The sequence below is a fragment of the Bifidobacterium simiarum genome (assembly GCF_002802905.1).
Taxonomy (GTDB): domain Bacteria; phylum Actinomycetota; class Actinomycetes; order Actinomycetales; family Bifidobacteriaceae; genus Galliscardovia; species Galliscardovia simiarum.
Genome location: NZ_PEBK01000005.1, coordinates 137392 through 162653, shown reverse-complemented (window position 1 = coordinate 162653; position 25262 = coordinate 137392). Strand labels below are relative to the sequence as shown.

The 25262-nt window shown below is 65.1% G+C and carries 21 protein-coding genes; 8 read left to right on the top strand and 13 right to left on the bottom strand.

Annotated features, from left to right (window positions below; all coding sequences use genetic code 11):
* Window position 1: 1 nt before the first annotated feature.
* The 7 genes from CSQ87_RS06290 to CSQ87_RS06260 form a co-directional block, all read right to left on the bottom strand.
* Entirely contained in the window at window positions 2–448 is a 447-nt protein-coding gene (locus CSQ87_RS06290; RefSeq protein WP_165776765.1) for a DUF2335 domain-containing protein, read from the bottom strand.
* A 449-nt stretch (window positions 449–897) separates the two neighbouring features.
* Window positions 898–2325, bottom strand: coding sequence for an InlB B-repeat-containing protein (locus tag CSQ87_RS06285; RefSeq protein ID WP_165776764.1), 1428 nt, complete (start codon window positions 2323–2325; stop codon window positions 898–900).
* A 444-nt stretch (window positions 2326–2769) separates the two neighbouring features.
* Window positions 2770–3747, bottom strand: coding sequence for a site-specific tyrosine recombinase XerD (gene xerD / locus CSQ87_RS06280; RefSeq protein WP_100513114.1), 978 nt, complete (start codon window positions 3745–3747; stop codon window positions 2770–2772).
* Between the two features lie 160 nt (window positions 3748–3907).
* Entirely contained in the window at window positions 3908–4291 is a 384-nt protein-coding gene (gene rplT, locus CSQ87_RS06275) for a 50S ribosomal protein L20 (RefSeq protein WP_100513016.1), read from the bottom strand.
* 51 nt (window positions 4292–4342) lie between these two features.
* Window positions 4343–4537, bottom strand: coding sequence for a 50S ribosomal protein L35 (gene rpmI / locus CSQ87_RS06270; RefSeq protein WP_100513015.1), 195 nt, complete (start codon window positions 4535–4537; stop codon window positions 4343–4345).
* On the bottom strand, window positions 4518–5291 hold the full coding sequence (gene infC / locus CSQ87_RS06265) for a translation initiation factor IF-3 (protein WP_100513014.1): 774 nt from the start codon (window positions 5289–5291) through the stop codon (window positions 4518–4520). The genes rpmI and infC overlap by 20 nt, the downstream gene beginning before the upstream one ends.
* Before the next feature lie 331 nt (window positions 5292–5622).
* Entirely contained in the window at window positions 5623–7386 is a 1764-nt protein-coding gene (locus CSQ87_RS06260; protein WP_243388854.1) for a spermidine synthase, read from the bottom strand.
* A 124-nt stretch (window positions 7387–7510) separates the two neighbouring features.
* On the opposite strand from CSQ87_RS06260, the gene CSQ87_RS06255 reads away from it, so the two are divergent.
* The gene (locus CSQ87_RS06255) at window positions 7511–7867 is read left to right on the top strand and encodes a VOC family protein (RefSeq protein WP_100513013.1); all 357 of its coding nucleotides are present in this window, start codon (window positions 7511–7513) and stop codon (window positions 7865–7867) included.
* 11 nt (window positions 7868–7878) lie between these two features.
* Here the strand turns inward: CSQ87_RS06255 and CSQ87_RS06250 are convergent, their stop codons facing one another.
* On the bottom strand, window positions 7879–8676 hold the full coding sequence (locus tag CSQ87_RS06250) for a Cof-type HAD-IIB family hydrolase (RefSeq protein WP_100513012.1): 798 nt from the start codon (window positions 8674–8676) through the stop codon (window positions 7879–7881).
* Between the two features lie 261 nt (window positions 8677–8937).
* On the opposite strand from CSQ87_RS06250, the gene CSQ87_RS06245 reads away from it, so the two are divergent.
* The gene (locus CSQ87_RS06245) at window positions 8938–9426 is read left to right on the top strand and encodes a PH domain-containing protein (protein ID WP_100513011.1); all 489 of its coding nucleotides are present in this window, start codon (window positions 8938–8940) and stop codon (window positions 9424–9426) included.
* A complete protein-coding gene (locus CSQ87_RS06240; RefSeq protein ID WP_100513010.1) occupies window positions 9426–11108 on the top strand; it encodes a PH domain-containing protein in 1683 nt (560 codons plus the stop codon). The genes CSQ87_RS06245 and CSQ87_RS06240 overlap by 1 nt, the downstream gene beginning before the upstream one ends.
* A gap of 282 nt (window positions 11109–11390) precedes the next feature.
* Here the strand turns inward: CSQ87_RS06240 and CSQ87_RS06235 are convergent, their stop codons facing one another.
* From CSQ87_RS06235 to CSQ87_RS06220, 4 genes are all read right to left on the bottom strand, one after another.
* Window positions 11391–11795 carry a pyridoxamine 5'-phosphate oxidase family protein gene (locus CSQ87_RS06235; RefSeq protein WP_100513009.1) on the bottom strand — a complete coding sequence of 135 codons (405 nt, stop codon included), beginning with the start codon at window positions 11793–11795 and terminating at the stop codon, window positions 11391–11393.
* A 118-nt stretch (window positions 11796–11913) separates the two neighbouring features.
* A complete protein-coding gene (locus CSQ87_RS06230; RefSeq protein WP_207761110.1) occupies window positions 11914–14952 on the bottom strand; it encodes an FtsX-like permease family protein in 3039 nt (1012 codons plus the stop codon).
* Window positions 14912–18676 (bottom strand): chromosome segregation protein SMC, encoded by a 3765-nt coding sequence (smc, locus tag CSQ87_RS06225; RefSeq protein WP_100513008.1) that lies wholly within the window; start codon window positions 18674–18676, stop codon window positions 14912–14914. The genes CSQ87_RS06230 and smc overlap by 41 nt, the downstream gene beginning before the upstream one ends.
* 137 nt (window positions 18677–18813) lie before the next feature.
* Entirely contained in the window at window positions 18814–20259 is a 1446-nt protein-coding gene (locus tag CSQ87_RS06220) for a bifunctional folylpolyglutamate synthase/dihydrofolate synthase (RefSeq protein WP_100513007.1), read from the bottom strand.
* Window positions 20260–20427: 168 nt separating this feature from the next.
* Here CSQ87_RS06220 and CSQ87_RS06215 point away from each other — a divergent pair, with 168 nt between their 5' ends.
* The 5 genes from CSQ87_RS06215 (at window position 20428) to CSQ87_RS06195 (ending at window position 23766) form a co-directional block, all read left to right on the top strand.
* A complete protein-coding gene (locus tag CSQ87_RS06215; protein WP_100513006.1) occupies window positions 20428–20688 on the top strand; it encodes an AbrB/MazE/SpoVT family DNA-binding domain-containing protein in 261 nt (86 codons plus the stop codon).
* Window positions 20685–21065 (top strand): type II toxin-antitoxin system PemK/MazF family toxin, encoded by a 381-nt coding sequence (locus CSQ87_RS06210; protein WP_100513005.1) that lies wholly within the window; start codon window positions 20685–20687, stop codon window positions 21063–21065. Before CSQ87_RS06215 ends, CSQ87_RS06210 begins: the two co-directional genes overlap by 4 nt.
* 172 nt (window positions 21066–21237) lie before the next feature.
* Entirely contained in the window at window positions 21238–22845 is a 1608-nt protein-coding gene (locus CSQ87_RS06205) for an aminopeptidase P family protein (protein WP_100513004.1), read from the top strand.
* Window position 22846: 1 nt separating this feature from the next.
* Window positions 22847–23386 carry an NUDIX hydrolase gene (locus tag CSQ87_RS06200; RefSeq protein WP_100513003.1) on the top strand — a complete coding sequence of 180 codons (540 nt, stop codon included), beginning with the start codon at window positions 22847–22849 and terminating at the stop codon, window positions 23384–23386.
* 95 nt (window positions 23387–23481) lie between these two features.
* Window positions 23482–23766 carry a hypothetical protein gene (locus CSQ87_RS06195; RefSeq protein WP_100513002.1) on the top strand — a complete coding sequence of 95 codons (285 nt, stop codon included), beginning with the start codon at window positions 23482–23484 and terminating at the stop codon, window positions 23764–23766.
* A 36-nt stretch (window positions 23767–23802) separates the two neighbouring features.
* Here CSQ87_RS06195 and CSQ87_RS06190 read toward each other — a convergent pair whose 3' ends face one another.
* Window positions 23803–25029, bottom strand: coding sequence for an ROK family protein (locus CSQ87_RS06190; protein ID WP_100513001.1), 1227 nt, complete (start codon window positions 25027–25029; stop codon window positions 23803–23805).
* Window positions 25030–25262 lie beyond the last annotated feature (233 nt).

Here is a 25262-nt window from a genome sequence, read left to right as displayed (position 1 = left end):
GCTATTGTCCGGAGGAACCGTGCGAACCCGAATCCTTTTCCCCTCCCTTCGGCTCGCGGACCCCTCGGATGGCGCGAACCACGGAAACCCCGGCGACAGCCACGCCGGCGGCACCGCCCAGTACGGCGGCGGCATTCTGCCCAGCCAGAATCGACACGACGCACACGCACCACGGCAGCACCGACGCCGCCACGGACGCCACTGCCACGGAAACTGATTCGCTCAGCGTCAGCCGCGACTCATTTCGAATGTTCGCGTCAAGCTGGCGTTCCGCCATCGACACGATCCGCCCCGGCAGCGACGGATCGATGTCACCATACCCGGCCAGCACCTCCGGGGAGGGCAACGGACCAGAGAACCGGCGTTCGAGGATGACGTCTATCGCCTGCTCGTCTCCGCTGCGAATGAGCTCATCGAGTGCCCTAAGCTCCGCCCTACGCTCTCCCATGCGTCGTGGATCTGATCCGACTCCCGCAGCTCCCTGCGACGACGTTCCAGAATCATGGTGGGGCTCGGGCTCGTGGCGATATCCAACCCCCGTAGCATTCCCTTCGTTATCGACTTCGCCATGTGCTTCATGTTCCATCACCACTCCCCCGCGAACAAACTTTTCCAGTACGCTCAATCATACTGAGAAAACCACCGTGTACACGGTTTCTTCACGACCGAAATACGTCGTCTGCCGTAAACACCTTGCAAAATCGTTGCAAATCATTTTTATGGTAAACGGATCAGACGCTTGCCAACCCCGCCGATTCCATATCTATGCGTCTTTTTCACCGATACCGACGTAATCCCGAATCGTCCATTATGCCGAAGAGGACAACGGACAGGGGCCGCCGACCACCCCATAAGAAGATGATCGACGGCCCCTGCATTTCGAGCCGATGGGTCAGACTACAGTGACTGCCATGCGATGCCTTCGCCTCGCCATCCGGCCTTGATGACGGCGAGGTATTCGCCATAGCTGGTGGTGTACACGTGTTCGCCGCCGCCGTTGCCCCGACCGTTCTTCGGCTTGTGGTAGGGCTTCGGGTTGTAGAGACGGTACACGTTCTGCCCCTTGGGGCTGGTGTACCAGGCGACGCCCTCGTTCTTCCAGCCCAGGCGGACCAGCATGTCATGCTCCGCCTTGTTCAGCGTCCAGTTATGGTTACCGGAACGACGGTTGTACTCACGGTACACGGGCCGGGCGCCGGGAGTGTCCTTGCTCACGGTGACGAACGAGGATTTGCCGTGGTTCTCGTCACGCCAACCCAAACGCACCAGCATGTCGTTCTCCGCCTTGTTCGTCGTGTAATGATGCAGACCACTGTTGCGGTTGTAGACACGGTACACCGGCACCTGCTTCACCGTGGGCTGCGGGGTCTGGTTCTTCGTCCACCGGGCGGTGAGCTTCAGATCCGAGGTGACAGCATTGCTGAAGTCCCACTTGGTGTTGCCGGCATACCAGCCGGCAAACGAATAACCCGAACGCGTCGGCGCCGACGGCTGCGCCGCCCTGGCGCCGTCGACCACCCGCTGGGACGGCACCGAAGTGCCTCCCGCGGAGTCGAAGCTCACGGTGCGATACACCGTGTTCTTCGCCCAACGGGCGGTGAGTTTCAGATCCGAGGTCACCGGAGTGGAGAAATCATACTTGGTGTTGCCGTTGTACCATCCGGTGAACGAATAACCATTGCGGGTCGGGTTGGCCGGCTGCGTGGCCTTGTTGTTCTTACGCACCGACTGTGAGGCCACCGCCGTACCGCCCGCACTGTCGAACGACACCGTGTATGTGGTGGTCGAATCCAGCAGGGCGGTGTACTGGTCGAACTTCGAGAGAAGATTCTCGGGAAGAGTCATAGCCTGATTGGTTATTCCTCTCTCCTCGTAGGGGAGGATATCATTCGGGAACCCCCAGCCGGGCATATAGGCATTGGTGACCGTTCCCTTGCTGCCCAGGAAGTAATTCTGAACAAATCCGTCGATGCCATATACTCCGACCGAAGCATACGCGTATCGATCATCCACGTAGTTCACGTAATGGCCTGTTTCACCGACCGAGGATCCGTCCTCGGCCTTGCCGTCGAGTTTGCCGTCGGTCATGTCTTTTTCATAGTTGGCTTTTTCGTTGATTCCGGTGGAGCCACCGTTGTAGAAGATCTTGTAGCCTTCGCCCCAGGCAATGCCCTGCGCATCGGTAATGCCCCAGTGACCGCCTGTCGCACTCACCGCATTGGCGATAAACTCCTCTCCAAGGAGCAACTGCAAATTGAGTTGCTGGGCCTGAAGCCGCTTGTTGGGATCGTCGCATCGACGTCCCTTGCCTGCGGGCAGGTCCATGCGGCACGGTTCGTTCGTTAACGACGTACGGAACTGATTGGATTTGATGTCCTCCTGCAACGCCCTGCGGGTATTCGCCAAACTGGTGGCATCACCGTCGGCACCCAGCTTTGTATAGGAGGGATCGTCCTTCATAAACGCAGATAGGTTGTAAATAGCTCTATTCGCATCTTCTCTCTGGTCTTCAGTGTCTCCGTTAAGACTGACCCACTTGGCAAAACCATATGAGGAGTTCAGTTGAGCATCTGTCAATCCTTGCGGTAGTTCGTTTTCTGCTGCTGTGCCTACTGCCGGGGCTACGGCTACGGCAGTGAGCATTGTCAGGGCGGCTAGGGTTGCCACGTATTTGCGTGCTTTCATTCTTTTTTCTTCTTTCCTTCTTCCTTAATGGTGGGGGTTTGGTTGTTTATTTTATTGTGGTTGACCCCCACGAAGACACTTCCGTCACCGGGCGCGCGGATGGCTGGTCAGATACGTCTCCATCAGCACCTGCGGGCTGACGTGCGTATAGATCTGCGTGGTGGTGACGGAGGCGTGGCCGAGCAGCTCCTGCACGGTGCGCACGTCGGCCCCGCCCTGGATCAGGTGCGTGGCGAACGAATGGCGCAGGGTGTGCGGATGCAGCGGCCGGGTGATGCCGGCGCGCTGCCCCGCGGCCTTCACCACCTCCCACACGGATTGCCGCGACAACCGGCGGCCGCGCTTGTTGAGGAAGATGGCCCGCATCTCCGGCTTCGTCTTCGCCCGGCCCATCAGCTCGGTGCGGGCGCCGTCCAGATACCCGCGCATCGCCGTGCAGGCGTACGAGCCCAACGGCACCAGCCGCTGCTTCGACCCCTTGCCGGTGAGCCGGGCCACATGCGAGTCGAGGTCGATGTCGGACAGGTCGGCGCCCACCGCCTCGGAGACGCGGCATCCCGTGGCGTACATGAATTCCAGCAGCGCCTTGTCGCGCAGGACGACCGGATCGCGCGAACCGCCCATCGCGGCCGCGTCGAGCAGGCGGGACACCTCGTCGATGGTGAGCACGTCGGGCAGGGTGTGCGCGCTTTTGGGCGCCTTCACGCTTTCGGACACGTCCGCGGCGGCACGTCCCTCCCCCACGGCGAACCGGTGCAGCTCATGCACGGCGGCCAGACGCCTCGCCCGGCTTCTGGCGGATTCGCCGTCCAACGAGGCGATGAACCCCTCGACGTCGGCCCTCGTCACCTCGGCGATGCCGTGCCGGCCGTGGTCGGTCAGCCATGCGGCATACCGGCGCAGATCGGATTCGTAGGCTCGTACGGTCGATACGGCCAGCCCCCGCTCCACATCGATGTAGGCGAGGAACCGGTCGATCAGCCCGCCGAATCCGCTCCTGGCATCCGTACCGCCCGTAGTATCCGTACCGTCCGTGGCATCCGTACCGTCCGTGGCATTCATACCGCCCATGTCTTCCCCCAATTATGACCGTCATGTCTTCATGCCGGAATCGCTTTGCCGTCGCTTGCCGCATATGAAAAAAGCCCCGCACGGATGCGGGGCTTCATCGTCTCAATCACTCAAGACAGGAGTCGTTCGACCCATCGGTTCGCCGATATGCTCAGGCGGCCTTCGGGGCGTTGACGTCCTCGGGCAGAGCGGCCTTGGCGGCCTCCACGATGGTCTTGAAGGTGTCGGGATCGGAGATGGCGATCTCGGCGAGAGCGCGACGATCCAGCTCGATGCCGGCGAGGTGCAGGCCCTGGATGAAGCGGTTGTAGGTGATGCCTTCGGCGCGGACGGCGGCGTTGATGCGCTGGATCCACAGCTTGCGGAAGTCACCCTTGCGAGCCTTGCGGTCGCGGAAGTTGTAGTTGAAGGAGTGCAGCAGCTGTTCCTTGGCCTTGCGGTACAGGCGGGAACGCTGGCCGCGGTAGCCCGAAGCCCTCTCGAGAACGACGCGACGCTTCTTCTTGGCGTTGACTGCGCGCTTCACACGTGCCATTTGTTATTTCCTCAGCTTTCCTATTAAGTCTTCTATTGCGTGACGCCGAAATCAGGCGGTGAGCATCTTCTTGAGCTTCTGGGCCTGCGGCTTGGCGAGCACGCCGTCGGCCTTCAGAGCGCGGCGCTTGCGAGCGGACTTGTGCTCCAGGTTGTGGCGCATGGCGCTACCGGCGTGCACCAGCTTGCCCGTGCCAGAAACCTTGACACGCTTGGACAGAGCGGAGTTATTTTTCATCTTCGGCATTGCTGCCCTCCTTATGATGAGTGGTCTTCTTCGCGGAAGTCTTTTCGGCGGCGTGGGATTCGGCGATCGCCTTGAGGTCGGCGCTTGCCTCCTCGGCGGCGGCGTTCTGCGCTTCCTTCTTGGCGGCGAGACGCGCGGCCTGACGGGCCTGACGCTCGGCGCGGGCGGAGGCGCCGCGACGACGCTGCTCGGACTGGGTGTGCACCTTCTTGCCCTTCGGGGCCAGCACCATGATGATGTTGCGGCCGTCCTGACGCGGCTGGGATTCGATGGTGCCCAGCTCGGACACCTCGTCGGCCAGTCGACGTAGCAGTTCGACGCCACCGATCGGGCGGGACTGCTCACGACCACGCAGCATGATGGTGACCTTCACCTTGTCACCACCGGAGAGGAATCGCTCCACATGCCCCTTCTTGACGTCAAAGTCATGATCGTCGATCTTGAGGCGGAAACGGATCTCCTTGATTTCGGCGGTGCTCTGGTTCCGGCGAGCCTCACGAGCCTTGATCTTCTCGTTGTACTTGAACTTGCCGTAGTCAATGAGCTTGGCCACGGGCGGCTTGGCATTCGGGGCGACCTCGACGAGATCGAGGTTGGCCTCGCGTGCCAGATTCAGCGCGACGGAGGTTGCGATGACGCCCACCTGCTCGCCCTTCGGGCCGATCAGGCGTACTTGCGATACGCGAATCTCTTCGTTGATACGTGGTTCGGCGCTAATGATGACTCCATTCCCTACTGCCAGACGAAATTCCATCTGCGTCCGAAACATACAGCATCATGCCCCGCCATCCGCTCATGGGAACGAACGGCATCCGCATGTCCATGCACAATCGAAGGTCGATCATGACTTGCGGGACTCTCCCCGCGCCGAACCGCACGATCGGCGGTTCCGGCAAGGCTGTAGGCCTTGGACCCGAGGCCGTGAAAGGCTTCCAGGTGGGATTTCTCCACTTTCTTGATTACTCAAGCCTTGAAGATAATACCACGGTTTTCCCGATCCGCAACCGGCGTGGCGCGCCGACCGCCATCGGCACCTCCATCGGGACCGCCACCGGCCCGCCGGAGCCGCGAAACCGGCGGAACCGTTACGACACCGACTTCATCAGCCCGCCGATGCCCTGTTCCTTCAGGATCTGCCGGTACGGGCCGGCCTCCTCGGCGATGAGCTGGTCGATGGCCTTCATGCCAAGCACCTCGACGGGGGCCCGGTCGTCGGTGAGGACCAGCGACCGGTCTGCGGAGCCGGGCGACGGGTCGCGTACGGCCCGCATCCGGCCCGCGACCCCGTCCATGTAGGCGGCGAGATCCTGGTCGCCGGTGCGCTCCAGCGTCGTGGAGACCAGCGATCCGGCCTTCACGTCCCGCCGCATTGTGCTGGTCACCGGCTCGCCGACCGTGGCGATGCCGCCGGTCCTGCGCCATGAATCGTCGCACGATGTCCCCGAAGAGGCGAACTTCCCCGTCTCCGCCTCGGTGGGTGCCTTGGCGAACAGCTCGCGGTTCGTCGTGCCGGGCACGTCGGCCGTATACGTGGTGCCGACGCGGCAGGCGCCGTTGAACACGTTGGCGATCGTCGTCTGCAGCGCCTCGTTGATCGAGCCGCGCCCGTCGGAGATCATGTTCATGTTGACGACCATCACGCCGCCCGGATTGAGATGCCGGCGCACCATCGAGAAGAATTCGTCGGAGCTCATCTGGAACGGGATGGTGATGTCCTGATACGCGTCGACCATGATCACGTCGTACTTGTCACGGCTGGCGGCGAGCCATGCGCGGCCGTCGTAGGTGCTGACCGGGATGTCGGACGGTTCGTCGAAGTACCTTCCCGCCAGCGAGGTGATCTTGCCGTCGAGCTCCACGCCCTGGATGCGCATCTTCGGATAGTACCGCCTCAGCTGCCGGGCGTAGGTGCCGGTGCCCATGCCGAGGATCAGCGCGGAATCGGCGTGGTCGGCGAGCGCCGGCGCGGCCAGCGCGGTGTCGTAGTACATGCCGGTGAGCCCGTCGGTCTTCATGGTCACCGACTGCACGCCGAACAGCACGTTGGTGGACAGGATCGTGCGGTCGGCGAGGTTCTTCACCTGCAGGTAGTTGTAGATCGACTCGCCCTCGTAGGCGAGGTTGCGTTCCCAGAACGCGAAGCCGGTCATCGGCGAGAACACCGCCGAGCCGACGAACACGACGATCGCCGCGACGCTGGCCGCGCGCATGACGTGCGAGGACAGGAAGTAGATCAGCGGCAGGAGCAGCAGCAGGCCGGAGAAGAGCAGGAAGGTGACGAAGGTGCCGACGGCCGGGATGGTGACGAAGGTGGGCAGGAAGGTGCCGAGGATCGATCCGACGGTGTTGCATGCGGAGAGCCGGCCGACCACGGAGGCGTTGTCCTCCAGCGAGTCGGTGGCGAATTTGTTGAGTCCGGGGGTGACCGTGCCGAGCAGGAACAGCGGCGGCACGAAGATGAGCATGCAGCTGACGAATGCGGCGATCACGAGGAAATTCGTGGAGACGGTGACGATGAGCAGGCCGGAGACCAGCAGGATCACGTACTTGCCGACCAGCGGGATCAGCGAGATCCATACGGCCGCGGCGAGGATGCGCAGGTAGAGGCGGTCGGGGTCCGGGTTGCGGTCGGCCCATCGGCCGCCGAACACGGCGCCCAATGCCAGCGCGATCATGATGGTGCCGATGATGATGGTCCACACGATCTGCGAGCTGGAGAAGTAGGGGGCGAGCAGTCGCGACGCGCCCAGTTCGGCCGCCATCACCGCCATGCCGGAGAAGAACTCCGTCACGTACAGGAACACCTTCGACCCCAGTATCGGCCGTTCCTTCGCCTCGCTCTTGCGCATGGCGCCCCTCCCATTTCCGCGGATGACTGTCCGACCTCCCCATTATGCCGCCGCGGCACCGGAGGGGCCGTGTTCCGCCCCTACAATGAGACGTGAATGTTCCATCAGCGACGAAGGAGACATCATGATCGATCATCTGACCATCAAGGCGAAGGATTTCGAGAGGCAGGCCGCATTCTACGAGGCCGCGCTGACCCCGCTCGGCTATGCGAAGGGCGTGGAGTTCCCGGGCGCCGTGCAGTTCGCCGCCGACGACGGCTCCAGCGTGTGGGTGAGCCGGGCCGACGGCGAGACCACGCCGATGCATGTGGCGTTCGGCACGAAGGACGAGGAGTCCGTCAAGGCGTTCCACGCGGCCGGGCTGGCCGCCGGAGGCACCGACAACGGCGAGCCGGGACCCCGCCCGAACTACGGGCCGACGTATTACGCGGCGTTCGTGCACGATCCCGAGGGCAACAACATCGAGGCCTGCATCCACTGAGGCCTTAGGCCCTACAGCACGTCGAAGTGCTTCAGGGCGTTGAGGATGCCGTCATCGTCCACGGTATCGGTGACGTAGTCGGCGGCGGCCTTGGCCTTGTCGCCGCCGTTGCCCATCGCCACGCCGATGCCGGCGTAGGCGAGCATGTCAGCGTCGTTGCCGCCGTCGCCGAAGGCCATGGTCTCCTCGCGGGCGAATCCGTAGAGTTCCATGAACGCCCTGATGCCGGCGGGCTTGCCGCCGTCGGCGGGAATGAAGTCGCAGAACGAGGGGTGCCAGCGCACCGACCGGCAGTCCGGCAGCAGGTCGACGATCCGCTGCTCCTCGGCTTCGCCGACGAATGCGGAGAACTGGTAGGTGGGGTGTTCGAACACGCGGTTCACGTCGTCCACCACCAGCGAGGGGGCGGTGGCGCCGAGTCCGGCGTACTGCTCGCGGATCGTCGGCGTGATCTGGTTGAAGTAGACGTAGTCCTCCTCGGCGAAGTTCGCGCCGACTTCGGGGTGCGCGGCGAGATAGTCGAGGAAGATCCGCAGATCGGTCTTGCTGATGTCGTGCTTCTTGAGGAACCCGTGGTCGTCGAAGCAGTACTGGCCGGTCATGGTCATGTAGCCGTCGAAGGTGATGCCGAGCCGTTCGGTGACGATGGTCATCTGCGAGGGCGCGCGGCCGGTGGCGATGAACACCTTGATCCCCTTGGCCTTGAGCGCTTCGATCGCGTCCTTGGTGGATTGGGGCACCTCATGGGTGACGAAACTGGTCAGGGTGCCGTCGATGTCGAAAAACACGGCTTTGATGCTGGATGCCATGAGCGTCTCCTATATTTGCCGGCCGATACCGCCTTCAGCTTAGCAACGACCGCCGTCCCGCGCGGTTCACTCTTTTCGGGGTCCCGCAAAGAGTGAACCAAATGTTGTCCGCATTCACAGGATTCCTGTGCATCTCATCGATGACAGCGCCCTTCGACGTTCGATATCGTTCGGTTCCGATTCACTCTTTTTCCGGCACCGGCAACGAGTGAACCGAAATGCCGCCTGATACCCTGTAGTGAGCGTCACAAGGGGGATCATATGAGCGAACGACGGTGGCATAGCCTGCCCGAATCGGTGAAACGGGTATGGCTGCTGCGTGCGATCGGCCGGGATCTCGCCGGCGTCGCGGCATGCGCCGTGGTTTTGGTGGTCTGCCGGATCGTCGGATGGTGGACGCCGTGGCATCTTCCCGTAGCGGCCGTCGCCGTCGCGCTGATCCTGACGGATCTGGCCTCGCAGCCGCTGCGGACGCGGTATGCCTACCGGTTCAACCGGTATTCGCTCGGCGACCATGACGTGATGCTGCATCGCGGATGGCTGCTGCGCACCACGACGACGATCCCCTACAACCGCGTGCAGCATGTGGAGACCATGCAGGGGCCGCTGCTTCGGCGGTTCGGCCTGACCGCCGTGGAGATCCACACCGCCGTGGACGACCATGAGATCGCCGCGTTGGAGAACGAGACGGCGGAGGCGATCGTGGAGCAGATCAGCTCCCGGGTGCTCACCTCGAAGGACGACGTGTGATGGGCGGAACGGATAACGGACCGGATAACGGACCTGTCCATGGCCGATGGAGGCGCGTCCATCCGCTGTCGCTGATCATCGACATCACCGAACGCGCCCGTTCCATGGTCGGCACCATGGTCTCGCTGCTGGTACTGGTCGCGTGGATGCATCCCTCGCGGCAGGTCGTGTGGACGGTCATCGCCCTGGCCGTGGCGGGCATGGCCGTGTGGCAGATCGCCCTTTGGGCGTGCCGGCGGTATCGTCTCGGCGACGACGAGATCACGCTGGTCACCGGGGTGTTCAACACCATCCGCACCACCATCCCCTACGATCACATCCATACGGTCAATGTCAGCCAGCCGTTCTTCTTCAAGCCCTTCGGACTGGTCAGCGTCACGATCGACGCCGGCGGCACCTCCGGTGGATCGGCCATCGTCCTCACCGCGGTGCCGGCCGGTCTGGGCGACAAGCTGGAGCGACTGCGACTGCAGACGATGGATGCGGCGGCCGGCCGTCCCACCCCAACCGCTGACGGCATCGGCCCGACTGACCACGGCGAAACACGCCTTCCCGATACGGACCACAACGACGGCCGGCTGGTGTTCCGCGCCTCGGTCCGCGATACGATCCTGTTCGCACTCACCGATCTGGGGTTCCTCGCCGCATTGGCCGTGATCTACGGTTTCGCCCAGAATCTGCGCGACCTGCTGCCCGCCGGCATGGTCTACAGGGCCGAATACGCCGTATACCGGTTCGCCGCGGGCAGTGTCATGACCGCGATCATGGTCGCGGCGGCCATGCTGGCGTCGATGCTCGTCGTCAGCGTCGTCAAATCGCTGCTGCTCTTTCACCGGTTCGAAGTGTGGCGCCGCGGCGACGATCTGATCATCGTGCGCGGGCTGATCACCCGCCGGTCCATTACCATTCCGGTACGTCGGGTGCAGGCCATCACGATCCGACAGTCGGTGCTACGCCGCGCACTGCATTTAAGTTCGGTGCAGGTCGGTCTGGCCACGCCCGGCACCGACAGCGACGGGGAGGACGACGACGCCCGGGGCAGCATTCTGCCCGTCATCGAGGACGGCAGACTGTATGCCACGCTGCACGACATGCTGCCGGAATGGGATCTGCGCGAGGAATCGCACGGGCCGCAGCCGGTCCGGGTGAAGCGGACCGCCCGCGGTCTGGGACGCTATCTGCTGGTCATGCCGCTCGTCTGGACCGCGGCCGTCGCCGCCGTCATGACCGCTAGCATCCTGATGATCGCCCGCTACTATGCACCGAGCCCTGACACGCCGTTGGGCGAGGTGAGGTTCCCGGCCGGCCATCCGGTGTTCGAACCGTACTTCCATGTGCTCTGGCTGCTGTGGCTGCTGACCGTCCCGCTGCTGGCCGGCGGCTACGTCTTCGCGAAACGGTGGCTGAAGCTGCGCGCCGAAGGCTATGCGCTGCTCGACGACGGCCGCATCGTCGTCACCGGCGCGAGGAGGCTCAGCTTCGTCACCATGATCACCCGTCGGTCTCGCATCCAGTGCGTGCAGCGCCGGATCTACCCGTGGCGTGTTCGCGCCGGCGTGGAGTCGCTGGACATGCCGCTGTTCGTGATGAACGGCTATTCGTGGCTGCGGTTCACCGTCATCCGCTCCCCCGAGGCGCAGCGCCTGCACGACTGGGCGATGGGGATCGGGGCGACGGAGTAGGGGCTGGCGGCGACGCACGGCCGCCATATCGTGGCCATGCGTGACCATGCTTCATTCGAGTCACCTCATCCGACCGGCAAAAGCCGGCCACCTTCCCCTCACAGGGGAAGGCAGGAACCCTCGCCCCCGGCCGGCGGGGCTGTCGAGCATGGCGAGACTGGGGGTGGTCAAGCACTTCCGACCATAAGCGCCTTAGCAAAACGGGACGGTACCGTGAACATTCCACGGTACCGTCCCGTTGCACGATGAGCCCGATCAGGCCAGCCAATCAGTCTGTGTCAATCAGTCCTTGACGATGGTCTTGCCGGCGTTCGGGCCGGAGGCGAGGTCCTCGATCTCGGTGATCTCGAGCACCGGGATGACGGCGGGCTTCTTGGTGCCCTTCTCCTCGGCGACCTTCACCTGCTCCTCGTAGATGGCGTCGTCGGAGTGCAGCACCACGTTGCCGCGGAAGCGGTAGCCCTTCTTCTCGGCGAGGTTGGCGAAGGCGATGACCAGCTTGCCGTTGGCCTGCAGGTTCTTGTAGGCCTGGCCGGCGGTGCGCTCGTGGTAGGCGATGTGGTTGTCGTCGAGCACGAACAGAGACATCTTCGGGCCGAGGTCGAGGGTGCCGTCCTCGTTCTGGGTGGCGATCCAGCCGAGGTTGTCGTTGATGAAGGTCTTCATTTCAGCGGTGAGAGCTGCCATGGTTCGTTCCTTTCGTTACGGGGTTGCATTGCTAAGGTCCAGCCTACCGGGCCGGCCGACAACACACGGCAGGTTGCGCTGTGAGAAACATCACGGAGCGCGGCATCACGGAGCGGCGTCACTCCGGGCTTTTCAGCGCGCCCACCATGTCGATGCGGTCGAGCATCCGGTTCGTGGCGAGGGTGACGAGCAGCGCGAACGCCAGCGACAGCGCGCCGGAGATCACGTAGCTGGGCCACTGCACGTACACGGCGAAGTAGATGCTCGGCATGCGCAGCACCATGGTCAGCCCCTCCCCCGCGAGCCGGCCGAGCGGCAGCCCCACCGCCACGCCGATGAGCGTGAGGATGATCATCTCCCGGTTCACGTAGCGACGCACCTCGCGGCGGTTGAATCCCAGCACCTTGATGGTGGCGAGCTCGCGTTCGCGTTCGGAGATGTTGGTGGTGGACAGCGTGAACAGCACCACGAAGGCGAGCGCCCCGGCGAGGACGAGCAATACGTAGACCACGGTGTTGATCAACGTGAAGTTCTTGGTGAAGTCGCGGACCAGTTCGGCGGTGGATGTGACGGAAAGGTAGGCGTCGTCGCGGGCGAGGGAGTCGCAGAACCGGATCTGCGCCGCCGAGTCGCCGTCGAGGTGCGCCAGCATGGCGTTGGCGTGGTAGTCGCCGTACAGCCGTTCGTAGAGCCGCTGGGTCATGAACACGGAATTGCCCAGATAGTTCTCCACGACCGCGTCCACCGTGGCGTTCGCGCCGTGCAGTGCGGAGTCCTTGATGTGCGCGACGCCGCCGACGTCGAGGCCGAGCATCTGCTGCGCGTTCTTGGTGATCGCCACGCCGTCGTCCGTCAGCCGTACCGTGGCGCCGCCTCCCAGGGCCGCGCTCCAGTCGCTTTGCGCCTCGCGCAGGTGGATGTAGTCGCCGAGGTCCGCGCCGTCGGGCACGACGACGAGCTGCACGTTCTCCTCACGCCCGGAGGCCGAATCAGCGGACGAATCAGCGGACGAATCGGAGCCCGCCCCGGCGGACGACAACGTGGCCGAGTCGATCCGTACGCCGAGCACGTCCCTCACCTCGTCGTCGGCCTTCAGGGCCTTCATCGCCTTGGCATGGTCGTCCTGCGAGGTGACGGCCATGAGATCGTAGGCGGTGACGCCGCCGTACTGGTTGGGCGAGAGTGCCACGACCGAATCCCTGATCGCGAATCCGCACATCAGCAGCATCGTGCAGCCGGCGATGCCGCAGATGGTCATCAGGGCGCGCGACTTGTAGCGGAACAGGTTGCGGGCGGTCACCTTGCCGAGGAACGACATGTGGTTCCAGATCGGACGCACCCGCTCCAGCAGGATCTTCCGTCCCGCCTTCGGCGCCTTGGGACGCATGAGGGCGGCCGGGGTGAGCCGCAGTTCGCCCCGGCACGCCCAGACGGCGGATCCGACGACCACCATGACGAACAGCGCCACCGCACCGAGCCCGTACACCCAGTCGAAGTGCAGGGTGAACGCCGGCAGCAGATACATGGTCTCGAAGATCGTGAAGATGATCTTCGGCAGGGCAACGAAGCCGAACAGGTCTCCCAGGATCCCGCCCAGCAGACAGGCGAGTCCGGCGTAGACCACGTATTTGCGCAGGATCTCCCGTTTGCGGTATCCGAGCGCCTTGTACGTGCCGATGAGGCCGCGCTCCTCCTCCACCATGCGGGTGATGGCGGTGAGGCTGATCAACATGGCGACGAGCAGGAACAGGATGGGGAACGCCGTACCGATGGCCTCGATGGATTTGGCGTCGCTGTCGATGCTGGCGTATCCGCCCAATGCGGTGCGGTCGCGCACATACCATTGCGCGGGTTCGATGTCGTCGACCTTCTGCCGGGCCCGGGCGATGCGGTTCCGGGCGTCGTCTCGGTTGGCCGCGAATTCCCGGCGCTGTCCGTCAAGCGTCCGCTGGGCCTCGTCGAGCTGGTTGCGCGCGTCGCGCAGCCGTACGGCGGCGTCCACGCCCGCGGCCGCGGCCTGATCCACGGTGAGGCCGCCCATGGCCGATTCGAGCTGCGCCGCCTGACCGTCGAGCAGAGTGCGTTGCCCGTCGAGCTTGGCCTGAGCGTCGTCGAGCTTGGCCTGAGCGTCGGCGATCTCCCGGTTCGCCTTGGTTTCCTCGGCATCGATGTCGGCGTCCGCCTCGTCCCTGATCTGCTTGGTGCGGGCCTGTTCGCGATCGTCCTGGATGCCGGCGAGACGGGTCTTCATCCGGTCGATCAGCGCCGTGTAGGCGGTGCCGTACGCCTGTTCGTCCTTCGCTCCCCGGACCGTGAGATGGATGGCGGTGTAGACGCCCTTCGCGGAATCGTTCACCGCGGACCGGGCGACGAAGAAATCGTAGTCGGCCGACGAGGCGTTGTCGCGGAACGCGGTGGCTCCCTCGGCGTTGTTGATGTCGGCCGGATCGATCACCGTGCCGACGATCGTATACGGATGCCGGGCGAAGATGTCGTCGTCGGAGGCGATCGGATCGCCGAAGGTCACCGTGTCGCCGATCCGCGACCCGGAGTCCTTGAGATACCTGTCCGTGGTCACCGCTTCGTCGGCGGTGCGGGGCAGACGCCCGTCGGTCACCAGCGGCTCGTCCATGTTGCCGTCGTCCAAGGCGGTCACGTTCGCCTTGGATCGCCCGCCGTCGACGTCGATGGCGACCTCCTCGCCGTAGACGCCGACCGCGTGATCGACCCCGTCCACGTCCCGGCCGATCGCGGAGACGTCGTCGTCGGTCAGACCCAGCGTGGAGACCACGGAGACGTCGTACAGATCCTGCCCGTCGAAGAACAGGTCCGCACTGCGGCGCAGATCCACGCAGGAGGCCTTCAGCCCGGTGGCCATGGTCACGCCCAATGCGGTGATGATCATGATGGAGACGAAGCGTTTCCACCCGTGGCCGACGGTGCGCCACATGTCCTTGGCGAACGCGCTGGACATCTCGATCACCCCTTCCGTGGCGAATCCGTACGGATGGTCGGTACGGATGATGACGGCGACGCGGCGGAGGACCCTCGTCGGTCCGAACCGCGTCCCGTCTCCACTGTAACCGCCGGCATGACGCCGGTCGGGGGTCGGCGCGTCAGACGGGCGGATCGCCGGTACGGCCACCGTCGGAATCACCGGCGGGATCGCCGTCGGAATCACCGGTCTGATCGCCGGAAGCCGGACGATCGACTCCCGGACGGTCGGCCAGCCGCTGGCTGAGCACCGCGGTGACGCCGTCGGCCCGCATGGTCACGCCATACAGGGCGTCGGCGATGCTCATCGTGCGCTGCTGATGGGTGATGACGATGAGCTGGGCGTGCTCGCGCAGACGCTCGAACGCCCCGAGCAGGCGGGTCAGGTTCACGTCGTCCAGCGCGGCCTCCACCTCGTCCATCACGTAGAACGGACTGGGCCGGGCGGTGAAGATCGCCAATAGGAACGCCAGCGCGGTCAGCGAGCGTTCGCCGCCGGAGAGCAGACTGAGCCGGCGCACACGCTTGCCGGCCGGGCGGGCCCGCACCAGCACGCCCGAGGCGAGCGGATCGTCCGGGTTCTCGAGCACCAGCGACCCCTGTCCGCCGGGGAACAGCACGCCGAACATGGTTTCGAACGCGGCGGCGGTGTCGTCGAACGCCCGACGGAACACGTCGACCATCGTGGCGTCGAGCCGCCTGATCAGGGTGAGCAGATCCTCGCGTGATTTCGCCACGTCGGCCCGCTGATCGTTGAGATACCGGTTGCGCGACTGCAGGGCCTCGAACTCCTCGGTGGCCAGCGGATTGACCTTGCCGAGTCTGGCCAGATCCCGCTTCGCCTTGTCCAGCCGGGCGGCCTGTTCGGCACGGTCATAAGGCACCGTCCGGTATTCGGGCTCGTCGTCGTTCCCCGCCTCGTCCGAAAGCGGCACCGGCATGCCGTTGTCGTCCAGCACGGGCACGGGCAGCGCGGGACCGTATCCGCCGATGACCTCGTCGCAGGTCATGCCCAGATCGTCGGAGATCCTGCGCGACAGCTGATCGTAGGATGCGGCCAGTCGTTCTCGCTCGAGGTCCAGCGTATGCTCGCGTTCCCGCAACGCGGCCAGAATCGGTTCGATCTCGCTTCGCCGTCCCCGCAGCCGGGCGAGGTTCTCGCCGTGCGCGGAAGCGGCCCGACGCTCGTCGGCGCGGCGGGATTCCACCTCATTGATGCGCCGTGACAGATCATCCGCCGCCAGACGGGCGGCGTCGGCGATCGTCAGGGCCGTCTTCGCCTGCGCCTCATAGCGGGCGTTGCGTTCCCTGATCCGCTCGCGATGCAATGCGGCCTGTCGGGCGTTGTCCCGCAGCATGGCGATCTGCCGTTCCAGCGATTGCTCGGTCCGGGTCGATTCCGTCCATTGCAGTCTGGCGTTAACCTCCCGGTCACGGGCGGCGGCGAGCGCCGATTCCGTCTCCTGCTCGCGGGCGGCAAGCTCGTCGAAGTCGATGCCGTCCTGATCGTGGCGTTCGGCCTGCGTCATGGTGTCGTGCAGATCGTCGAGCGTCGTCCGATGTTCGGCACGTTCCTCGTCGATGTCGCGGATCCGGCCTTCGAGGGCGTCGATCTGGCCGGTGAGCCCGTCCACCCGTGCCGCGGCGTCGCGCAGGGCCGCTTCAGCCCGCTCGGCGCGCATCCGGCGCTCGGTGGCTTCGGTCCGCTCCCGCTGGACCCGGTCCGCGGCGTCCTCCGCCGTCCGTCGCGCCTTCTGCAGCTGACGGTTCACGTCATCGAGTTCTGTGCGCAGACGGGCCGTCTCCTCCATGGTCCGCTGTCGCCGGGCGGTCAGGGACAGGTCGCTCTGGACGAGGGCCGAGCCGCCCGAGGCCGCCACGCCGGCGCAGAACAGTTCGCCCGACGCCGTCACCGCCCGGCGCCAGGGGCCGTCCGCCGTAAGCCGCTGGGCCTCCTCGGCACTGTGTGCGATCGCCGTGTCGGCGAGCAGGGCACGGACCGACCGGACCACGGCCTCGGCCATTGACCGGTCGGTGTTCCCTGCGATGGCATTGGCATGGGCGGCAGTACCGTCGGTACCGTCCGCGCCGTCGGCGATCCGGATCAGCGAGGCGGCGCACCGGTCCTCGTCGAGGATGTCGGCTTCGGCGGCGGTATCAGCTTTGTCGGCGATCGGGGTCGCATCGGTGCCGGCGCTGAGCAGCACGGCCTTGCCCAGATGCCGTTCACGGGCCAGTTCCAGGGCGTGCAGAAGATGCTGTCCGGACGGCACGACCAGCGCCTCGGCGTAGGCTCCCAGCGCGCGGGCCACGGCCTGATCCCATCCGTCGCGCACCTGCACGAATTCGGCGAGACGGCCGAGCACCCCGGCCTCGTCGGTTCGGGCCAGCTCGTCGGAGGCGCTGCGTGACTCCAGCGTGTCGGCGAGCGCATCGGCCTTCGCCTGCAGGGCCACGATGCGCGTCTCGATCGCCCGGCTACGCTCCGCAAGCGCCGAAACCACGGCCTTGGCGTCGTCCTGCTCCTTCAACGCCGCGGTCAGGGCTTCGTCATCGGCGTCGACGTGTCCGGCCGCCTCCTGCTCCAGCTCCTGACGGATGCGCTTCGCGTCGTCCAGCTGGGCGATCAGCACCGCATGCTGGGTCTCGGCGTCCTGCCGGCGAGTGCGGCAGGCCAGTTCCAGGGCTTCCTCGCGGGCGATCATGGCATTGAGCTCGGCCACCTGCGTCTCGCGTTTGCGGGCGCTGTCCCGCAGTTCGGCGGCGGTGTGCCGCAGCGAGGCGAGGCGCCGCTCCTCGTCGGCCCGCTGCCGGGTGACCTCGTCCAGCGTCGTCTTCGCTTCGGCGGTCGTTCGGTGCTGTTCACGGGCCTGCCCGGCCAGCTCGTCGGCGCGGGCGAGCAGTAGGTCGGGGTCCTGTCCCGTGTCCGTCACGATCCGCGAGAGCAGCGAACGTCGACGCTCCCCGGCCAGCGAGGCGAGCGCCGAGAATCGTTCCTGCAACTGGCTCATCTCATGCCAGGTCTCGTCAAGCCTCGCGATGGCCGGACTCGTGCGCCGCGACTGTTCCTCCGCCCGTTCGATCTGGATCTTCACGTCGGCGAGTTCGCGCTGCGCCGACGTCAGTTCGCTCCGCACGCCGGTCAGCTCCTCCCTCACCTGCGTGCGTCGGTTGATGAGCCGCGTCGCGTCGTCGGCGTGCAGTCGCGCCTGCGCGTCGCGCATGATCACATGGATGCCGTCGGCCCGGCGGCTGATGCGCGCCTGACGGCCGAGGGGCCCGAGCTGCCGGTGGATTTCGCCGAGCAGGTCGTCGAGGCGCGTGAGGTTGCGTTCGGTGGCGGCGAGCTTGCGCAGGGCGCGTTCCTTGCGCCGGCGGTGCTTGATGATGCCGGCGGCTTCCTCGATGAACGCGCGGTGGCCGGCCGGGTCGGCGTGCAGGATCCGGTCGAGCTGTCCCTGCCCCACGATGACGTGCATCTGCGAGCCGAGCCCGGTGTCGCTGAGCAGTTCCTGGATGTCGAGCAGACGGCACGGCGAACCGTTGATCGCGTATTGCGAGCCGCCGTTGCGGAACAGCGTGCGGCTGATCGTGACCTCCGTGTAGTCGATGTCGAGCGCACGGTCGGTGTTGTCGATGGTCAGGCTCACCTGGGCGCGGCCGAGCGCCGGACGCGACGAGGTGCCCGCGAAGATCACGTCCTCCATGGAGGTACCGCGCAGGTTACGGGCGCCCTGCTCGCCCATCACCCAGGCCAAGGCGTCCACGATGTTGGATTTGCCCGAACCGTTGGGACCGACCACCGCGGTGATGCCGGGCTCGAATCGCAATGTGGTGGCCGAGGCGAAGGATTTGAAGCCTTTGAGGGTGAGTTCCTTGAGATACATAGATAAGAGGTTGGGGGTGTCGTGGGTCGGGGTGGAGGTCGGAGGCGGGTGTTGGGGAGTCGGATGCCCGCAAGCGGCCCGATCGGACATGCCGACCGAGCCGGGTCAATCAGACGACGTCGATCAGACGATGCCGATCAGGCGGCGTCCGCGTCGCCGTCGGCGCTCACGCGCTCGGCCTTCGGCTTCTTCAGATCCTCGTTCATCCGCTCCTTGAGCAGCAGACGGGCGTCTCCGGCAGTGACGAAGCTGCCGCACACCAGCACGCCGTGGCCGTAGCCCACACCGGTGTCGTCGGCGGAGTCGACCAGATCCACGGCGGTCTGGATGGCGTCGGGCAGGTAGTCCTTGCGGATCACGCGATCCTCGCCGAACACCTCGATGGCGAGCCGTTCCAGATCCTCGGCCGGCATCACGCGGTTCTTCCACGAGTTCTCGGTCACGACGATGGTCTCCAGCATCGGTTCGAGCAGGCCGAGCACCTCCTCGACGTCCTTGTCCTTCATCATCGAGACCACGCCGACGAGCTGCTGGAAGTCGAAGTTCTCCTCGATGGCGTCGCGCAGGGCGGTCACGGCGTTGAGGTTGTGGCCGCCGTCGACGATGATCGTCGGCGAGGTGCGGACCACCTCGATGCGACCGGGCACCTTGACGGAGCTGAGGGATTCGGCCACCACGTCGCCGTCGAGCGGGCCGTTGACCGGCACGACCACTTCGGCCGCGGCCAGCGCGGCCAGCGCGTTATGCGCCTGGTGCTCGCCGAACATGGAGATCGGCACGTCCTCGTACAGGCCGTTGGGGGTGCGCAGCGTGGCGATCTGTCCGCCGACCGCGGGCTGTCGGGAGACGACCTCCATCTCCTCGCCGTCGCGCACCAGTCCCTGCGCGTGCTTCTCCTGCACGGTGCGTTCGATGATCGGCAGCACCGCCTCGGCGTGCGGCTGCGGACCGACGATCACGGTGGAGTTCGACTTGATGATGCCGGCCTTCTGCTCGGCGATCTGCTCCACGGTGTCGCCCAGCCACTGCATGTGGTCCATGTCCACCGGACCGATGATCGAGGCGTCGCCGTCGAGCACGTTGGTGGCGTCCCAGAGCCCGCCCATGCCGACCTCGACCACGGCCACGTCCACGGGGGCGTCGGCGAACGCCCAGAACGCCATGGTGGTGAGCACCTCGAAGAAGCTCATCTTCGGATCGCCCACCTCGGCGGACTTCGCGTCGAGCAGATCGATGAAATCCTTGACCTGATCCCAGATGTCGACGAACTCGTCGTCGGAGAGCTGCTGGCCGTCGATGCGGATGCGCTCGGTCACCTTCTCCACATGCGGCGAGGTGTACAGGCCGGTGCGCAGACCGTAGTGGCGGCAGATCGATTCGACCATGCGGGCCGTGGAGCCCTTGCCGTTGGTACCGGTGATGTGCACCACGCGGAACGACTGCTGCGGATTGCCCAGCATGTCCATGATCGTGGCCATGCGATCGATCTTCGGATCGAAGTCGTGTTCGGGGGCGCGCCCCATGATCGTGCGATACACCTCGTCGAGGGTCCTACCTGCCGTGTTCGGATGTTCGAAAGACATACTTCGCCTTCATGCCCCTTAGGGTCTTGCCAACGGAAACCAACAAATGCTCGTAGCATTCTAGGCGCCCGCCGTGACCGTACGCTGTCAGCGTCACCTTCCCCCATAATGTATATACTTAGATATACATTCCATCGATCATTCCATCGACAGGGCAAGGTAACGAATATGGCCACACTGACATTGAGCAAATGGGGCAACGCCCAAGCCGTGCGTTTGCCCAAGGACCTGCGCGAACAGGTCGGCATGACCGACGGATCCCGCATCGAGGCGACCGTCAGGGACGGTGCCATCGTGCTCCGACCGATTCATACCGACGTCAGGGTCATTCGGGTTCCGCGTCTCGCCGACGTATTCCGCAACCGGACCGAGGAATACCATGCGACCGAAGAGCTCTCCGGTCCCGCAGTGGGCGAGGAGGAATTGTGACCGCATGGCGATACGGCGACGTGATTCTCGTCGACCTCGATCCCGCCAAGGGTCATGAGCAAAGGAAACGACGCCCCGTCGTCGTCGTGAGCAACGATGACTTCAATCGCCACTGCAGCCTGACCGTCGTCATCGCGATTTCCCATGGCCGCGGCGATTTCGAACTGCATCTGCCCATCTCGACGGTTCAACGCACCGACGGCAACGGACAGATCGACGGCTACGCGCAGGTCGAACAGATTCGCGCACTGGATCTCACGGAGCGCAATCCCGTCAGAATCGGCCGACTCGACACCGACGACATGGACCGAATTACCGGAACCCTCATCAGTTGCTATATACAGCCTGAGATGATGGTCATCCCCAACTATGACTGAGAAGTCCGGCCGGTCCGGCCACCCCAAGGGTCGGTGAGCGACGAACCAACCGCCGACGAGTCGGGCGCAGTGTTTACGACGAACCGGAAAATGACGTCTTTGTGAACGGTCAGACCAGCATACGGGTCCTACAATGAGCAGAGGTTACTGACTGTTCTCATGAAAGGAGCTCATGGTGTCGGCAGACGACGAAGCACGCAAGACACAGGCGGCGAAGCGATACGAGGCCGACGAGGAGGAGCTGACCGCGCAGGCGGTGGGCGAGCGCGTGACGAACCGCACGCTCTCCCCGAAGTCCGAATCGTTCAAGGCGTTCATGACCGAAGGCTGGGGCGCCGTGGATCCCGGCGTGGCTCCGCTGGAATCCAGCAAGTACATTCCGGCCCGTCTCGAGGCGCTGGGCAGGCGCTTCCCCGACAGCCGCATCGTGCTGCCGGCCGGCCAGCCCAAGGCCCGCAACAACGACTGCGACTACGCGTTCCGCGCCGACACCTCGTTCGCCTATTACACGGGACTGGGCGAGGACTACGAGGCCGGCGCCGTGCTGGTGCTCGACCCGGTCGCCCCCGACTCCCCGGAGGCCAAGGCCGGCAAGACGCACACCGCCACGCTGTACCTGCGTCCCCGCGCCGATCAGAACACCGAGGACTACTACCGTTCCGGCTACGGCGAATACTGGGTGGGCGCCCGTCCGGGTCTGGCCGAGTTCAGGACGATGACCGGACTGGAGACCCGCGACATCTCCCAGCTCGACGACGCGCTGAGCAAGGACGTCGGCCCGGAGAACGGTGCCGTGCAGCTGCGCGTGATCCGCGAGGCCGATCCCGAGATCACCGGCGAGGTGGAGACCATCCGCGAGCAGAACGGCTGGGACGATCCGGACCGCAACCGCGCCGCGGACGACCGTCTGCACGAGTTCGCCGCCGAGGCCCGCATGGTCAAGGACGAGTACGAGGTGGGCGAGATCCGCAAGGCCGTGGCCGCCACGCACCGCGGATTCGACCGCATGCTCGCCGCCCTGCCGCGCGCGCTCGACAAGCCGCGCAGCGAGCGCATCCTCGAGGGCGCCTTCAACGCCAACGCCCGCGAGGAGGGCAACGACGAGGGCTATGAGACGATCGTGGCCTCCGGCGCGCACGCCGCCACCCTGCACTGGGTGCGCAACACCGGCAGCATCGACAGCGGCGAACTGCTGCTCATCGACGCCGGCGTGGAGGTCAACAGCCTGTACACGGCCGACATCACCCGTACGTTCCCGACCAACGGCAAGTTCACGCCGTTCCAGCGCCGCCTGTACGAAGCGGTGCTCAAGGCCCAGCAGGCCGGTTTCGACGCGGCCAAGCCGGGAGTCACCTACCACCACATCCATGACGCGGTGATGCGTTCGATCGCCGAGTCGCTGCACGAGTTCGGCATCCTGCCGGTGAGCGTGGAGGAGTCGCTCTCCCCCGAGGGCCAGCAGCACCGCCGTTGGCTGGCCTGCGGCGTGGCGCATCATCTCGGCCTCGACGTGCATGACTGCGCGCAGGCCCGCTTCGAGTCGTATCAGGAGCGTCCGATCACCCCGGGCATCACGTTCACCATCGAGCCGGGACTCTACTTCAAGGAGAACGATCTGCTGGTGCCGCCGGAGTACCGCGGCATCGGCATCCGCATCGAGGACGACGTGCTGATGACCGAGAACGGTCCGGAGTGGATCAGCAAGGCCATTCCGAAGCAGCCCGACGACGTCGAGGCCTGGATGGCCGAGCAGGCGGCGAAGGCCGGAAAGGCCGAGTGAGATGACGACCCCGCAGTTCATCCTCGATCTGAGGAAGAAGATCGGCCACGATCCGCTGTGGCTGATCGGCGTTTCCGCCTACGTGGAGGACGCCGACGGCCGCGTGCTGCTCGGCAGGCGATCCGACACCGGCGAGTGGGCGATGGTCTACGGCATCAACGAGCCGGGCGAGGAGCCGGCCGTCACGGTGATCCGCGAAGTGAAGGAGGAGACCGGCGTGGACTGCGTGCCCACGGAGCTGGTCTCGGTCAAGTCCTCCCCCGACATGCTCACGTACGCCAACGGCGATCAGGCCATGTACATGGATCACCTGTTCGTCTGCCGGCTCGCCCCCGGCGGCAATGCGAAGCCGTTCGTCGGTGACGACGAGAGCCTGAACGTGGGATGGTTCTCCCCCGACGACCTGCCGCAGCCGCTGGCCGCCACCACGGTGGAGCGCATGGGCTACGTGCGTGAGTTCCGCGCCAACGGCGATGGCCGCGCGCTGTTCTCCACCGAGGAGAACCCGCCGGCCGACGAGCGGAGGATCGCCAAGCCGTAGTAGTTCACGGCATTCGCAGTAGCACCACGGCGCTATCGACGGGCATGCCGCCCGCCGCCGCAGCCCTGTCACAGGGCCCGGCGACAATGGACGGCATGCCCGTTTTCGTTATCGTTCTGCTGTCCGTCATCGCCGTCATCATCGGCGTGATGCTGGGTGCCATGCCCCGATCCGCCTCCGTCATGGATCGCGTGCAGATGACGGTCGCCGTGGTGCTCACCATGGTGTTCATCGTGATGCTCGCCGTCACCTACGTCATGCACAGCGGCACCGCCTCATGGGCCGTCATCATCGCCTCGATCGTGGGATACGGCATCGGTTCCGTGCCGGCGGTCAACGGCTTCCTCGCCGATCACTGGGATCTGTTCGAACTGCGGTAGCCGGACCGTCCGGATCATCCGGATCGGATATCCCGGTCAGATCTCCAGATAGTCGACCGGATGATCGACCAGACGGCGCAGACCGGTGAGGGCCGCGCCGTAGAGCGCCGGATGCTCCATGCTCCGGCAGGCCAGTACCTTCACGTCGAGCACGTAGCGGGCCAACACCTGCGGGGTGATGCGCATCCTGAGCCGCGTGCAGATGTCCTCCTGGAATCCCGACCAGAATCCGCCAAGCACGATCGTGTCCACGTCGAGGATGTTGATGGCTGAGGCCGCCACCGACGCCATGGCGGTGAGGGCCTGATCGATGGCTAGCACGGCCTTGGTGTCGCCGCCGCGCCAACGGGCATACAGCTCGTCCACGTATTCGCTGCGGGCCGCGGCGTCGCCCTCCGCGATCCCCGCGGTCTTCACCAGCTCCCGGCGTCCGGCGTACATCTCCAGGCATCCGTTGCGGCCGCACCGGCATTTCGGGCCGTTCATCTCCACCGAGACGTGGCCCAGCTCCCCACCGAATCCATGATCCCCCCGCACCACGTTGCCAGCCCGCACGAACGCGCTGCCGACGCCGACGTCGGTGGAGATGTAAAGGAAGGAGTCCGAAGGCCCAAGCGATCCGGGACGGTCCGGACGCTTGGTGGCGTATCCGGGGATCTGGGCGATCGCGGCGAGATTCGCTTCGTTGTCGGCGAAGGCGTCGAGGCGGCTGACCACGTCGAACCGGTCGAGACTCATATTCGACCATCCCAGATTCGGCGCGTTGAGCAGCCGCTGGTCGGCGGTGATCAGTCCGGGCAGGGCCAGACCGGTGCCGACCAGACGATACCCCCCGTCCCGCAGATCGGCCTCGACCGGCCGGACCAGTTCGTCAAGCGCGGCGAAGACTTCGTCGGGATCGGCGTCGTCCATCACGCACGGCACCCATCGCTCCCCGATGGTCCGGCCGGTAAGATCCACGGCGATGTATCCGTAGCCGTCGGTGTTGATCTGCATGCCGAGACCGGCCCACTTGCCGGATCGGAACGCCAGCGGCGTGCTGGGCCGTCCGTTCTGTGATTCGCGCAACGGCTGGATCTGCTCCACCACGTCGTTCTTGAGCAGGATCTCGGACAACAGCGACATCGTGGCCTTGGTCAGGCCGGTGCTCTTGGCCAGCTGGGCCCGGCCGAGCGGCACGGTGGACTGCATCAGCGCCGAGAGCACCACCGAAAGATTGTGGTTGCGCAGATCATCCTGATTGATGCTTCTCGAACGGGCCATCCGTCCACTCCTTTCGTCCGCTCCTTTCGAACCGTCGGGAAGCGCCGCCATGGAGCCTCGCACTTGGTTCGGAATTGCGTCTAACTAACTTGCTTTCCATAGAATACAACACTTTTCACCATGTTCAGCCCCCGCTCATCCTCCGACGAGCAAGCAACACACCACGGTTAGTTTTTTCATCTAATAAATGAGTATACTGGATGGCAGCACCCGCATCGACGCCGACCGGCAAC

Excerpts from the sequence above, each read along its gene's own strand:
- CSQ87_RS06290 (WP_165776765.1), bottom strand. The coding sequence starts at position 448 with ATGGGAGAGCGTAGGGCGGAGCTTAGGGCACTCGATGAGCTCATTCGC.
- CSQ87_RS06285 (WP_165776764.1), bottom strand. The coding sequence starts at position 2,325 with ATGGACCTGCCCGCAGGCAAGGGACGTCGATGCGACGATCCCAACAAG.
- xerD (WP_100513114.1), bottom strand. The coding sequence starts at position 3,747 with ATGAATGCCACGGACGGTACGGATGCCACGGACGGTACGGATACTACG.
- rplT (WP_100513016.1), bottom strand. The coding sequence starts at position 4,291 with ATGGCACGTGTGAAGCGCGCAGTCAACGCCAAGAAGAAGCGTCGCGTC.
- rpmI (WP_100513015.1), bottom strand. The coding sequence starts at position 4,537 with ATGCCGAAGATGAAAAATAACTCCGCTCTGTCCAAGCGTGTCAAGGTT.
- infC (WP_100513014.1), bottom strand. The coding sequence starts at position 5,291 with ATGGAATTTCGTCTGGCAGTAGGGAATGGAGTCATCATTAGCGCCGAA.
- CSQ87_RS06260 (WP_243388854.1), bottom strand. The coding sequence starts at position 7,386 with ATGCGCAAGAGCGAGGCGAAGGAACGGCCGATACTGGGGTCGAAGGTG.
- CSQ87_RS06255 (WP_100513013.1), top strand. The coding sequence starts at position 7,511 with ATGATCGATCATCTGACCATCAAGGCGAAGGATTTCGAGAGGCAGGCC.
- CSQ87_RS06250 (WP_100513012.1), bottom strand. The coding sequence starts at position 8,676 with ATGGCATCCAGCATCAAAGCCGTGTTTTTCGACATCGACGGCACCCTG.
- CSQ87_RS06245 (WP_100513011.1), top strand. The coding sequence starts at position 8,938 with ATGAGCGAACGACGGTGGCATAGCCTGCCCGAATCGGTGAAACGGGTA.
- CSQ87_RS06240 (WP_100513010.1), top strand. The coding sequence starts at position 9,426 with ATGGGCGGAACGGATAACGGACCGGATAACGGACCTGTCCATGGCCGA.
- CSQ87_RS06235 (WP_100513009.1), bottom strand. The coding sequence starts at position 11,795 with ATGGCAGCTCTCACCGCTGAAATGAAGACCTTCATCAACGACAACCTC.
- smc (WP_100513008.1), bottom strand. The coding sequence starts at position 18,676 with ATGTATCTCAAGGAACTCACCCTCAAAGGCTTCAAATCCTTCGCCTCG.
- CSQ87_RS06220 (WP_100513007.1), bottom strand. The coding sequence starts at position 20,259 with ATGTCTTTCGAACATCCGAACACGGCAGGTAGGACCCTCGACGAGGTG.
- CSQ87_RS06215 (WP_100513006.1), top strand. The coding sequence starts at position 20,428 with ATGGCCACACTGACATTGAGCAAATGGGGCAACGCCCAAGCCGTGCGT.
- CSQ87_RS06205 (WP_100513004.1), top strand. The coding sequence starts at position 21,238 with ATGGTGTCGGCAGACGACGAAGCACGCAAGACACAGGCGGCGAAGCGA.
- CSQ87_RS06200 (WP_100513003.1), top strand. The coding sequence starts at position 22,847 with ATGACGACCCCGCAGTTCATCCTCGATCTGAGGAAGAAGATCGGCCAC.
- CSQ87_RS06195 (WP_100513002.1), top strand. The coding sequence starts at position 23,482 with ATGCCCGTTTTCGTTATCGTTCTGCTGTCCGTCATCGCCGTCATCATC.
- CSQ87_RS06190 (WP_100513001.1), bottom strand. The coding sequence starts at position 25,029 with ATGGCCCGTTCGAGAAGCATCAATCAGGATGATCTGCGCAACCACAAT.